At 38.8% G+C, this 12,247-nt stretch carries 11 protein-coding genes and 1 pseudogene; 4 read left to right on the top strand and 8 right to left on the bottom strand.

What is annotated here, in order from left to right:
* Positions 1-238: 238 nt before the first annotated feature.
* Positions 239-1,141 (top strand): arsenic resistance protein, encoded by a 903-nt coding sequence (locus JCM19034_RS19735; RefSeq protein ID WP_370622252.1) that lies wholly within the window; start codon positions 239-241, stop codon positions 1,139-1,141.
* Positions 1,142-1,454: 313 nt separating this feature from the next.
* Here the strand turns inward: JCM19034_RS19735 and JCM19034_RS19730 are convergent, their stop codons facing one another.
* From JCM19034_RS19730 to JCM19034_RS19720, 4 genes are all read right to left on the bottom strand, one after another.
* A complete protein-coding gene (locus tag JCM19034_RS19730; protein WP_062052496.1) occupies positions 1,455-2,276 on the bottom strand; it encodes a carbohydrate ABC transporter permease in 822 nt (273 codons plus the stop codon).
* Positions 2,277-3,152: a carbohydrate ABC transporter permease gene (locus JCM19034_RS19725; RefSeq protein WP_062052494.1), complete on the bottom strand. Its 876-nt coding sequence runs from the start codon at positions 3,150-3,152 to the stop codon at positions 2,277-2,279.
* A gap of 140 nt (positions 3,153-3,292) precedes the next feature.
* The gene (locus JCM19034_RS23720; protein ID WP_231687064.1) at positions 3,293-3,646 is read right to left on the bottom strand and encodes a hypothetical protein; all 354 of its coding nucleotides are present in this window, start codon (positions 3,644-3,646) and stop codon (positions 3,293-3,295) included.
* Positions 3,586-4,596, bottom strand: coding sequence for an ABC transporter substrate-binding protein (locus JCM19034_RS19720; RefSeq protein WP_231687063.1), 1,011 nt, complete (start codon positions 4,594-4,596; stop codon positions 3,586-3,588). Before JCM19034_RS19720 ends, JCM19034_RS23720 begins: the two co-directional genes overlap by 61 nt.
* A 155-nt stretch (positions 4,597-4,751) precedes the next feature.
* Between JCM19034_RS19720 and JCM19034_RS19715 the strand changes: the two genes are divergently transcribed.
* Positions 4,752-6,611, top strand: a complete 1,860-nt coding sequence (locus JCM19034_RS19715; protein ID WP_062052492.1) for a sensor histidine kinase — start codon at positions 4,752-4,754, stop codon at positions 6,609-6,611.
* 3 nt (positions 6,612-6,614) lie between these two features.
* Complete coding sequence (locus JCM19034_RS19710; protein WP_062052500.1) at positions 6,615-7,364, top strand: response regulator; 750 nt, start codon at positions 6,615-6,617, stop codon at positions 7,362-7,364.
* 47 nt (positions 7,365-7,411) lie between these two features.
* On the opposite strand, the gene JCM19034_RS22070 is transcribed toward JCM19034_RS19710, so the two are convergent.
* The 3 genes and pseudogenes from JCM19034_RS22070 to yicI form a co-directional block, all read right to left on the bottom strand.
* Positions 7,412-7,930: a hypothetical protein gene (locus JCM19034_RS22070; protein WP_156324077.1), complete on the bottom strand. Its 519-nt coding sequence runs from the start codon at positions 7,928-7,930 to the stop codon at positions 7,412-7,414.
* Between the two features lie 8 nt (positions 7,931-7,938).
* Positions 7,939-8,262: a hypothetical protein gene (locus JCM19034_RS19700; RefSeq protein ID WP_062052488.1), complete on the bottom strand. Its 324-nt coding sequence runs from the start codon at positions 8,260-8,262 to the stop codon at positions 7,939-7,941.
* A 140-nt stretch (positions 8,263-8,402) separates the two neighbouring features.
* Positions 8,403-10,723 (bottom strand): annotated as a pseudogene (gene yicI / locus JCM19034_RS19695) (alpha-xylosidase).
* A gap of 127 nt (positions 10,724-10,850) precedes the next feature.
* Here yicI and JCM19034_RS19690 point away from each other — a divergent pair.
* On the top strand, positions 10,851-11,714 hold the full coding sequence (locus JCM19034_RS19690; RefSeq protein ID WP_062052486.1) for an AraC family transcriptional regulator: 864 nt from the start codon (positions 10,851-10,853) through the stop codon (positions 11,712-11,714).
* A gap of 312 nt (positions 11,715-12,026) precedes the next feature.
* On the opposite strand, the gene JCM19034_RS25395 is transcribed toward JCM19034_RS19690, so the two are convergent.
* Entirely contained in the window at positions 12,027-12,128 is a 102-nt protein-coding gene (locus JCM19034_RS25395; RefSeq protein ID WP_156324076.1) for a putative holin-like toxin, read from the bottom strand.
* Between the last annotated feature and the right edge of the window lie 119 nt (positions 12,129-12,247).

Here is a 12,247-nt window from a genome sequence, read left to right as displayed (position 1 = left end):
GCAAACCTGCATCTATTCTCTCTTTGGTGCAGGGTTCATCCAGATTTCTTCGCAAATCTGCATCTATTCTCTGTTTGGTGCAGGGTTCATCCGGATTTTCTCGTATACTTGCACCTATTCACTTAATAGCTATAGCTATTTTTGAAACGGAGAATGGAAAGGGCTAACTTACAAACCTTGAATGTGGATATATGATAAAATGGACTAAAGTACGATCGATAGGAATGTGATTTTACCGATGAATTTACTTGAAAAATGCTACACACTCCTCATTCTAGCCGCAGTCGTTATCGGGCTATGTATCGGACAAATTAACGGAATTGGCTTGTATGCAGAAGGAGCTATTACTCCTCTTTTAATGATAATGCTCTATTTGACCTTTTTGAATATCCCCATTTCCAAAATACAAAAAGCATTCAAACATAAACGCTTCACCTATACTTCAATCATTATTAATTTTGCCTGGACACCATTTTTGGCGTGGATACTTGCTCTCATCTTTTTACATGACAATCTAGCATTGATGATTGGGTTGATCATGCTCTTAGTAACACCTTGTACAGATTGGTATTTAATTTTTACAGGAATAGCAAAAGGAAATATCGCTTTGTCGGCAGCGATCTTACCATTAAATTTTCTATTACAAGTTGTTTTGCTGCCGTTCTATTTGTTCCTTTTTACTGGAGCAACTGGAGCAATTAAGCTATCTTTTTTGTTTGAAAGTATGGTAGCTGTCTTCGCCATACCATTTGCTCTAGCACTGTTAACAAACGTTCTTCTTAGCAGGAAGCCATTCATTAAAGACACGGTGCTTCAAAAGGTAAGCATGCTTCCTATGCTGCTTTTAAGTTTAGCAATTACAGCCTTATTTGCTTCAAAAGGCTCCTTACTTTTTGAACACTTTGACTTGCTATGGCTACTCGTTTGTCCAATCGTTTTCTTTTTTCTCATTAATTATATTATCAGTCAAACGGTTGGGAAGTTGGGCCGCTTTCAAAATGCTGATCGTGTGAGCTTAAGCTTAACCACCTTGGCACGAAACTCCCCGGTTGCATTGGCAATCGCAATGACCGCATTCCCTCATGAGCCACTTATTGCCTTGGTGCTAGTCATTGGGCCATTGTTGAACTGCCGATTTTGACGGTTGTGACACAGCTGTTGTTAATGGTAGGGAGGGTAGATCGGAGTAATTCCCACAATGATCGGCAATAAAACGTACTCATCCGATTCCCTTTTTCTTATAAAGCACTTTTCACACCTAAAGCTATTACTTTTGCAATCCCTCTACGCTTTAGGTAAACTTCATCACCTTCGCTTTCTTTTCCATAGCTTGAACATACTTATTCACCTCTCAATCCGAGGTTGCTCACGAATAACATGTGAACTATTCCTTAGAAGCAGCAAAAAGGACACTCAACTTAATAGTGTCCTCAACAACGTATATTCAAGAATGTCTAGCCCTTCACCGCACCAGACGTCAAACCTCCAACAATGTGCTTTTGTCCAATGATAAATACAATCAGTACTGGAATTGACGTTATTACAATGTTCGCACTAACTAAGTTCCATTGTGCACTGAACTGACCAAAAAAGTTAAAGACAGCTAACGTCACGGGCCATTTATCAACAGAATTTAAAAAGTAAAGAGGTGCGGTAAACTCATTCCACACGTTCATGAAGTTCAACACAAAGATTGTCACTAGCACCGGCTTTAATAACGGCAAAATAACTCGATAAAATAAACTAAATGCATGACATCCATCGATAACAGCTGCTTCATCCAGCTCACGTGGAATGTTACGAACGAAGGCGTAAGCAATAAATAACGAGATTGGTAATCCCATTCCTGTATAGAGCAAGATCATTCCCCAATGCGAATTAATTAATCCAAGTGTTTTCATTACGTTCATTAATGGAATAAAATTAAGCGGCAATGTAATCCCTAATATAATAAAGAAATAAATCGCCTGATTGAGCTTCGAGGGATTTCGTGCTAATACGAATGCAGCAAATGCAACAAGAATGACTAGAATCGACGTACTTACAACCGAGTGCAAAATACTATTAAAAAATGACACAGCCAAATTCCCTCTCTCAAACACAATAGCATAATTCTCGAACATCCATTGCTCTGGCAAACGAAGCGTCAGAACGGTCGCTTCAGCATCCGTTTTGAATGAGTTAAGTAAAATTACAATAAACGGGGTAATGACTATAATACTTATGAGCCATGCGACGATATTTAGTAGAATCGTAACGCCCTTTTTCCCTTTCATTTAATATTCCACCGCCTTTTTGTTCATTGTTCGTATAATGAAGAAGGAAACGACGACCATGATGACAAAAAGTAATGTCGACAAAGCACTTCCTAACCCCCAATATCCTTTTGCAAATGCAGAATAGACGGCTGTATTAATAACGTCTGTTGCATTCCCTGGTCCACCATTTGTTAAGACATAAATAATATCAAATACACGTAAACCGTACGTAATGTTCAATACAGTTGCAATCGTCATCGTCGGCAAAAGCATTGGTAATGTGATTGAAAAAAGACGTTTGAAGAAACCTGCACCGTCAATTTCCGCAGCCTCATAATAATCATTTGGAATCGCAAGTAATCCAGCAATGAAAAGGACCATAATATACCCCATCCCTTTCCACGTATCAACTGCCATTACCGAAGGCAGGGCCCATGTGAGTGAACCTAACCAATCCATCGCTAAAAAATCTAAACCAATGGCACGAAGCGTATTATTCACGAAGCCAAAATTCGGATCAAGTAAACTTTTAAAAACCAGTCCGATAATTAAAAACGAGAGCACTTGTGGAGAAAAAATCACCATTCGATGAAAGTTCGCTGCTCGCACGCCATTAACTAGCAGAATCGCAATTAAAAGTCCAAGAACTGTCTTCGCAATCGATGTCACAATGGTAAACACAAATGTATTTTTAATAAACGTCATATACACTTGATCGCCAATTAAAATCGTCCGATAATTGTCTAGTCCGATGAAATTCTTTATATCCGAATAGCTATTCCAATCGGTAAATGAATAATAGATTCCCATAAATGAAGGTAACACAATAAATATGAAGTAAATGATAATCGCACCAATTGAAAAGTACCAAGGATATAGCTTATTTCGATTCATCCCTCTCACTCCTTTCGATTCTACGATGTACAGCCTTATTTCCATGTCGTTTTGCTACTAGCCAAGAGGAGAGCGAAACTCTCCTCGCTGTATAAGAAGTAGCACCTTCTTGCATTGTTTCTCTAGTTACTCTCTTCTGTCTAATCCCAGGCAGGGTCTTGCTGAACCTTCGCTAGTTCTGCTCGACGATTATCAATGTTTTCAAGTATTTGCTCAGGAGTCATTGCACCAGCGAACATCCCTGAAATATCTTTTCCTATATCCATCCATTGCGGATCAATATACGTCACAGCAGCTTGCATAACGGTTCCTGAATCTAGATTTTCTTCGTATTCAATATAGTCAGGCGTTAGCTTCGGTTCGATTTCTGGCCAACTAATTGTTAAGTTTCCTTCACCACCATCAAAGAAGCGTTGAATGTTTTCGTTTTTCGTCATCCATCTGAAAAATTCACGGATTTCTTCTTCATGCTCGCTATTTTTATTCCCGAACATAGCCGCTGATCCACCTGGTTTATGCCTATTGTTTGATTGTCGCCCCACGGCATGACGAAAAATCCAATATTCCCTTCCATATCAGGGTGTGCATCAATAATTTCCTGCTCCGTACCAGGGACACGAAGAATCATTGCAGCCTCTTGGCGACCAAAGGCATCTAAACCTGCTTCAACTGTATTTGAAATGAAATTCTCACCATAATAGCCTAGCTCAGCGAATTCATTCACTTGCTCAATGACCGTTTTTAAATGATCCATATCGGCAACAAGCATTTCGTTATTGTTGAGCTTCTCGTATGTGCCCGGCTCTAACTTTTCATAATGAGGGCCGATTTCAAACAATGGTAGCACCTGATACCAACCACTTCCAGCAGCTTGCCAGAACGGAGTAACACCTGTTTCATGTATTGCTCCTGCCACTTGTTTAAACTCTTCATAGGTCGTTGGAATCTCTAATCCTAACTCTTCAAAAATACGTTTATTATAATAGACGTACCATATTTTCCGTGGTGCAAAGGTCACTCCATAAACTTTGTCGTTATAACTAACAGACGGTAAAATTTCTTCATCCATTCGACCTGCAAATTCTTCATCCGTTAAATCAATCGCGTTAGCCTCGGGTCTTAAATTCGCATTCAAACTAAGTGGATCTACATCTAAATTGATAATATCTGGTGCTTCCCCTGACGATAGCTTTGCACGAATTAAATCACGCCACTGTGCATCAGGTACAACTTGAAAATCTATCTTTATTCCAGTCTCTTCTGTAAAATCCTCTGCCATTTCTTGCATAATATTCGTTCGTGGAATACCTGATTGATGCGTTCCAAACGATAACGTCACATCTTTACGTGTATCTTCACCTGTTTGGTCGTCGCTTGAACCACAAGCTACTACGACGATTAAGAATAATACCGACATCATGAGTGCAATCCATTTTCTTTTCATTTTGATGTTGAACCCCCTATACTTTTGATTTACTATTATCTAGAACGACGCCGTCTACTAAATTAAGAATACGCTTACATTTATACTTGCACAATAGACAAAAACGGTCTATCGTTTGCACTTTTTAGAACGGTATAACCATTGGAGGAATAATAATGTTACCGCTTTCTCATCAAACGCTGCAATCTCGCCTATTTAATTATTATTCGCTCTTTTTTTGTATCGTTTTGTTTTTAATTGCGGCAATTCTATTCACAGCTTTATATCATTACAATCGCAATAGCATCTCCGAACAGCAACAACAACTAAGCCGTTCGATCTCACATGCGATTGATCAAGAATTAGAGAAAATCAATAATCTTTCCATGAACATCGTCTACTCTAATTTAGTGAAAGAACATTTCAAGAATGATCTTACACCCATTTCAACAGAGTATGAGGGTGGAATTTTAATTGACTTAGAACGATATGAAAATACTACAGCATTAATTGATATCATCCTAGCTATTATTAGTAGCTCTCAAACAGCAAAGCAAGCGAATATTTATGATTTTGACGGTAAAATGCTTGGTGCAGGTCTTTTTAATGGTGAGCTTACAATTGATTTAATCAATCAAACTTGGTATCGAGAAACGAAGGCTAAAGATGGTTTTAAGCATTTAAGCCTCGTCCAAGAAGAGGATCTTCCATATTCCATTAAACAACATTCCACTGACCAGACTTATGTTGCACTAACGAGAGTGTATAAGGATCATCATTACGTAGAACAAGGAATTGTTGAAATTTTACAGGGGGCCGACACGGTCTTTAATACGATTCAAACTACGATGAATGCTAATGAACAAATTGATTTTTACGTTATTGATGAGAAAGGTACTTTTTTTTATCCTTATGAAGTAGAGTTGGATTCTTTTTTCGGAGAGGCATATGTTAATTTGATTCATCAGCTTCAGCTCAAAGGGGATGAAACACATCATATTACAAGCCCAGTAGATCATAGCAAACAGCTAATGATTCATACAACTTCAGCTAATACAGGATTAACACTCATTATCGTACAAGACCAAAAAGAGCTTTATGCCTTCTTAGATCGAATGACGTATTTGTTTGTCGTCATATTCATTGTCGCCCTTGGTGTCATTCTTTGGATATCATTTATCGTTTCCAAGCGTGTAACTCAGCCACTCAACCATTTAACGGAAAAAATAAAGCAGATGGATCTAACCAATTTAACGAATACAAATGATCTCCATATTGAACGCTTTTCTATTGGAGAGATCGATATACTAAATCGATCGTTTCATGCAATGAATGAAAAGCTATCCCATTCACTTGATGACTTACTTATTGCCCGTTCTCAAGAAATGGATGCGAAGTTTCTCGCCCTACAATCACAAATGAATCCGCATTTTTTGTACAATAACCTTTCTAACATTAGTGCAATGGCTGAGGCTGGAATGGATCATGAGATTGTGAGGCTTTGCGAGAATATCTCTTTTATGCTGCGATATATATCTACTGAAAGCAAAAAGGGTGTCCCGCTACAAGACGAGCTACATTATACAAAGCATTATCTTGAATGTATGGACATTCGCTATGCAGAGCAACTCTCATACTCATTTGATATCCCGGATGAGATGGGTGACATTATTGTTCCGAAGCTTTCCATTCAACCACTCGTTGAAAACTCAATTAAACATGGGCTACATGTTTCACCGCCTTGGCACATTACCATTTCAGGTCAACTAACACAAACGCACTGGTTGATAACCATATCTGATAACGGACCAGGCTTTGATCCGAGCATTATCAGGCAGCTGGAAGTATTCCTTTCTAACAACAAACTGCGAGAGCTACCAAATTTACACATAAACGGAATGGGATTAAAAAATGTCATTACAAGGCTCAAGCTAATGTATCCAAACGAAGCGAACGTAGAAATCAAAAATGGTGAAAATGGAGGTGCACAAATCACGATCATTGTGTCTACTCAAGAAAGCGAACTGGAGGAATGAATGATGACTCATACGTTTAAAGCTATTGTCGTCGAGGACGAAGCATTAATCAGACGAGGAATTACGAGAAAAGTCCATGAACTAAACAAAGCAATCAAAGTCGTTGGCGAAGCAATAAACGGAAAGGAGGCATTAACTCTAGTCGAGGAGCTGCTTCCTGATCTCGTCTTAACAGATATACGCATGCCAATGATGGACGGCCTTGAACTAGCCAAACAGTTATTTTTTGGCTATCCACATATTAAAGTTGTCATTATAAGTGGTCACCATGAATTTGAATACGCCCGTCAAGCAATTACCTATCAAGTAAATGAATATTTATTGAAGCCGATCGTCAACGAGGATTTACGTACTACATTATCACGAATTGAATTACAGTTAAACGACGAACTTGAATCTCTTGCACATGTCGCTAATTCCTTAGCGGGCTATGATCCTGAGGATCTCATTCAAACAATTAAACTCTATATGAAAAACCACTATCATGAGAATTTATCATTAAAGGAAATTGCCATTCAGCTAAACTTTTCTACCGACTATTTAAGCAAAGTATTTAAAAAACATACGGGGGAAACGCCGATTAAATATTTAACTCGCCTACGTATCAACGAAGCAAAGCGCCTTCTTACGACGAACCTAAATATTGATATTAAAACGATCGGTAAGCTCGTAGGCTATCCAGATCCGCACTATTTTAGTCGCGTATTTAAAAACAATACAGATTGTTATCCAAGTGAATATCGGGAAAAATAGTAAATAAGATTAAACGCGATGTGCCTCCACATCGCGTTGCATATATACTACCTATCTTCCATAAATGTTTCAATAAAGAGCTCTGCTAGTTCTTGGTCTATTTCTTCCAACCTTTTTTCTAAGAGCTCTCTCACATCTTCTGGCATCGCAATGAGTGGAGGTACTCTAGCCTCTATCTCTCTATCACTCTCTTCTATCTTATTAGCAAGCATCGCCGCAGCATGAATATCCTCCTCAATTAAAAGCATGTCAGAAAAGGTTGCTTCTCTTCCTTCTCGACTAACAAAGTATAAATCATAATAGAAATATTGCTCTCTACCTCCATACCTACGATAACCGGATTTTATTTTCGGTTCGATTCTCATCATCCACACTTTATCCAACGATAGAGCTGTAGATGAAAACAGCCCCTTACTATGTATGGAATCTTCGTCGACATATTGATAATGATTTAATAGAGCTACATTCCAACCAATAAAAATAAGAAAGACCCATATTGAAACATGCCACTTTGCAAACCAATGCTTCTTCTTAGAGAAATAACAACTGGTAAAAACATACCACATGATGAGAACTAAAAAAATGATGGAATTTCGGTATAGTCTGAATGGAATGGACGCACATATAGTGCATCCTCAGGTACAAACCAATCTAGCTTTAATTCGCTAAAAAACCCGTATATCCTATTTATAATATTGAAAACATGTACACTCACATAAACCTTAAACCAATTATTTTCGTACCAACGTTGACCTTTCTCCTTCAAAATCAAAACACCAGCGATACAAAAAATAACCGAAGTCAAATATACCGCCCATAGATTGTCTCCACCTCTTATCCAAATCAGATAAGACATAACAACAATCATTCCACCAAAATTCTTACGATTGATCTCCACTTCCATACCTCCAACTACTCCACACTCTTTCATGATTATAATATAGGAGGAAAATAGTTAATATAGGAATATAATCCTTTTCAGATCTCATCAAAAAAGCATCCTGCAAGGCCATATCGACCTTACAGAATGCTTCCTTTTTACAACGTTACCACAATCGTTTGTTCTCCTTCTGCTGGCGTTAAGCTTACTCCAAGCTCGCCATCTTCAGCAGTCGCTCCCGTGACATTTGATACATTACTCACACCACGTAGTGTAACTGTATATGGCTTGCTAGCTCCTGTTACAGAAATTGTAATCATTTCCCCTTCTCGCGTTGCTGTAAACGACACTTCTGCTTCACCTTGCTCAGAGTAAACAATCGTTTCTGCACTACGTCCTGCATCAAGATTGAATAGCTGGAAGTCAACGTGATCGGCAAAATCATAATCTGGCTTCGTGTTGTTATGTCCAACCGCAATGACTGAATTAGGGCGAACAAAAAGCGGTACACTTAAATAATCATGGTGCTCCTTCACCCACGCACCACCTTCAACTGATCGGCCTGTAACAAAGTCCGTCCAAGTACCTTCCGGAAGGTAATACTTTGCCATACCTTTCTCATTGAAAATTGGTGCGACAAGGAGAGATTCTCCAAGCATATATTGAAGATCTAATTGATCACAATTTGGATCTTCTGTAAATTCCAATACCATCGGACGCATCATCGGAATCCCTTTTTGTGACGCTACGTTTGCTTCGCTAAATAGATATGGCATGAGCTGACACTTTAGCTTTGTGAAATGACGGACAACATCAACCGCTTCCTCATCATACAACCAAGGAACACGATACGATCTACTTCCATGAAGACGGCTATGACTAGATAGCAAGCCAAACGCTGCCCAACGTTTATACACATCTGCTGTTGCCGTACTTTCAAATCCACCTATGTCATGACTCCAATAACCAAACCCTGACATTCCAAGTGATAAGCCTCCACGTAAGCTTTCAGCCATTGACGCATATGTTGCCGTACAATCCCCACCCCAGTGAACCGGGAACTGTTGACCACCAGCTGTAGCAGAGCGAGCAAATAACGCCGCTTCACCTTTTCCTAGCTTCTCTTCTAGCAATTCAAAGACCACTTTGTTAAATAGGAACGTGTAGTAGTTATGCATTTTCATCGGGTCAGAACCATCATGGTATACAACATCTGTTGGGATACGCTCACCGAAATCCGTTTTAAAGGAGTCAACACCCATATCCACTAAACGACTCAGCTTATCCGCATACCATTGACACGCATCAGGGTTCGTAAAATCAACGATTCCCATTCCTGGTTGCCATAAATCCCATTGCCACACATCGCCATTTTCCTTTTTAATTAAATAGCCATGTTCCTTCGCTTCCATAAACAAGCTTGAGCGTTGGGCGATGTACGGATTAATCCATACACAAATTTTTAAGCCTTCGCCTTTAAGCGCTCTAGCATCTTCTCTGGCTCTGGGAAAATTCGATCATCCCACTCAAAGTTACACCATTGGAACTCCTTCATCCAGAAGCAATCGAAATGGAAAACGTGTAATGGCAAATCACGCTCCGCCATTCCATCAATAAAGGAATTAACCGTTTCCTCATCATAATCTGTTGTGAAGGACGTTGTTAACCATAGCCCAAATGTCCATGCTGGCGGCAATGCTGGCTTTCCTGTTAACGTCGTATAATTTTCTAAAACTTCCTTCATCGATGAACCACCGATAATGAAGTAGTCAAGCTTTTGTCCAGGTACACTAAATTGGACTTTCGAAACATGCTCTGAGGCCACTTCCATTGAAACTTCTTCAGGATGATTTACAAATACTCCATAACCTTTATTCGTTAAGTAAAATGGAATGTTTTTATACGATTGTTCTGAACTCGTACCACCATCTTTATTCCAAATGTCGACAACCTGGCCATTTTTCACAAATGGTGTGAAACGCTCTCCCAGGCCATATACATATTCACCTGGATCAATGCTTAGCTGTTCACGCATATACGTTTGACCATCATCAGCAATGATGTGTGCAACACTTTTAAACTCACTCGCTGTTAGAAGCTCTCCCTTATAATGAAAACCAAGCTCCCATGCTCCATCTTTACTTATTTGTGCGGTTAAGTCTCCACTTGAAAAAGCAACTTCTTCATTCGTATCATTAATTGAAACGGATACATTTTTATCCTCTTTAATTTCAAAATGAGGCCCCAAATCACGTACCCCTTTATGATGGTAAACTTGAACACGAATCACATCTTTTAAAGGAGAAGAAAGATTTACTTCAATTAAAGGGGTATCAAGCTGACCTGATCGATCAACGATTGGTTTAGGAGGACCAACTAATGTGATTGAATCTTGATGCTTATCTACATCAAATAGTTCAACTGGACTAATTAATTTATAGCCCTCTCGTGTAAGCCATTGCCCATTACTAAATTTCATATCCATTACTCCTCTCAAAAATCATAAATTCTTTATTATCTATAATAATACTGATATAACGAGGCTATTTCTTGTATAATTAGCACATAAACATAACACAATTCTGATATTTAGAGGAGTTTAAACGATGAATAAGGATACTTTGCTCGAGGATCGTGTCCACGGAGACCCAATGTTCGCCTTTCACATTTACATGGTTGATTATCTTGATGGCGATGTTATCTTTCAATGGCATTGGCATCATGAGATGGAATTTCTCGTTATGGAAGAGGGACAAGCTCTTATTCGCGTCGGTACATCTGAAACGATTTTACAAAAAGGGGAAGCTATATTTATTCCAAGTGGACAGCTTCATGCTGCTTATCCAGTTGGTACTCATCGATTTCGTTTGCAAGCAATTGTCTTTCATAGTCAACTCGTCAACAGTGCAACATATGATACGTTGCAAAGTAATTTCATTGATCTTCTCCTAGAGTGGGAAGACGACGAACCGATTCTAATAAAGGGAACAAGTGCTTTTCGTCATATTGAAGCAATCTTGACACATTATAAGCAAAAGAAGGAAACCTATCCGTTGCTAATTAAAGGGGAGTTATTTCTTTTATTTTCTCACCTTTTTAGTGAATTTCATGTCCAACGAAAAACTCCTGCTCGAACAGAAAAAAGTGAAAACATTGCCCGCCTCAAGCAAGTGCTGACCTTTATTGACCGAAATCTTCACGAACGACTGACAATTAAGGAGCTTAGTTCACACATTCAAATGAGTGAAGGCCATTTCAATCGCTTTTTCAAATCGTATATTAAAATGACCCCTGTTGACTATATTAACCACGTACGCATTAATAAAGCAGCAAAGCTTTTAAAGGATACAAACCGATCGGTTATTGATATATCCCTTGAGGTCGGCTTCGAAAACACGAGTTACTTTATTCGGATGTTCAAACGGAAAAAGGCATGTACGCCATCAGAATTTCGGAAGAAACAAGGTTAGCTGTGCCAATTGAAGGAATGTCTCTCAGCCGTGCACACCACATATAATAAACGGTCATGATCAATCCTCTTTTATAATCATGACAATGCAATCACTCCCTAAACATATCGAGAAAGACTCGAAAGTCAGTTGCTGCCGCTCGCATTTTATGGTATTTTTAACATAATAAACATATACTAAATAAAACGAATGGCCAATGCTGGACACATTAGCCATTCTAAGCATTAGATATTCCCAGTTACAGGGAAGCTGTCAATTCTAAACGGCGTACAAATAGCCACCCTTTATGCTGCTCGGCAAAGGGTGGCTACTTTAATCGTCATCCCTAAACGATAAGATCGAAATAACGAACATTCCAAACATAATCATTAATGAGATGGTTTCATAAGCAGTCAACGCATCACCCCCTTTCATAAGGGGATCAGCTAACCCTTCACCTTCTTATCCAATGCCTATTTTCTATTATAATCGATGTTTCCTGTTATTTCCTTACATCACATGTAATTTCTGAATTTTTAAGAAATCGTATGATT

The organism is Bacillus sp. JCM 19034 (genome assembly GCF_001310635.1).
GTDB lineage: Bacteria > Bacillota > Bacilli > Bacillales > Bacillaceae_D > Halalkalibacter.
Note: the sequence above shows the minus strand (reverse complement) of the source record. Positions and strands in the feature narration are given on the sequence as shown.

Bases quoted from the DNA above. Each gene is read 5' to 3' on its own strand.
- JCM19034_RS19735 (WP_370622252.1), top strand. From the start codon at position 239: ATGAATTTACTTGAAAAATGCTACACACTCCTCATTCTAGCCGCAGTC.
- JCM19034_RS19730 (WP_062052496.1), bottom strand. From the start codon at position 2,276: ATGAAAGGGAAAAAGGGCGTTACGATTCTACTAAATATCGTCGCATGG.
- JCM19034_RS19725 (WP_062052494.1), bottom strand. From the start codon at position 3,152: ATGAATCGAAATAAGCTATATCCTTGGTACTTTTCAATTGGTGCGATT.
- JCM19034_RS23720 (WP_231687064.1), bottom strand. From the start codon at position 3,646: ATGTTCGGGAATAAAAATAGCGAGCATGAAGAAGAAATCCGTGAATTT.
- JCM19034_RS19720 (WP_231687063.1), bottom strand. From the start codon at position 4,596: ATGAAAAGAAAATGGATTGCACTCATGATGTCGGTATTATTCTTAATC.
- JCM19034_RS19715 (WP_062052492.1), top strand. From the start codon at position 4,752: ATGTTACCGCTTTCTCATCAAACGCTGCAATCTCGCCTATTTAATTAT.
- JCM19034_RS19710 (WP_062052500.1), top strand. From the start codon at position 6,615: ATGACTCATACGTTTAAAGCTATTGTCGTCGAGGACGAAGCATTAATC.
- JCM19034_RS22070 (WP_156324077.1), bottom strand. From the start codon at position 7,930: ATGTGGTATGTTTTTACCAGTTGTTATTTCTCTAAGAAGAAGCATTGG.
- JCM19034_RS19690 (WP_062052486.1), top strand. From the start codon at position 10,851: ATGAATAAGGATACTTTGCTCGAGGATCGTGTCCACGGAGACCCAATG.
- JCM19034_RS25395 (WP_156324076.1), bottom strand. From the start codon at position 12,128: ATGAAAGGGGGTGATGCGTTGACTGCTTATGAAACCATCTCATTAATG.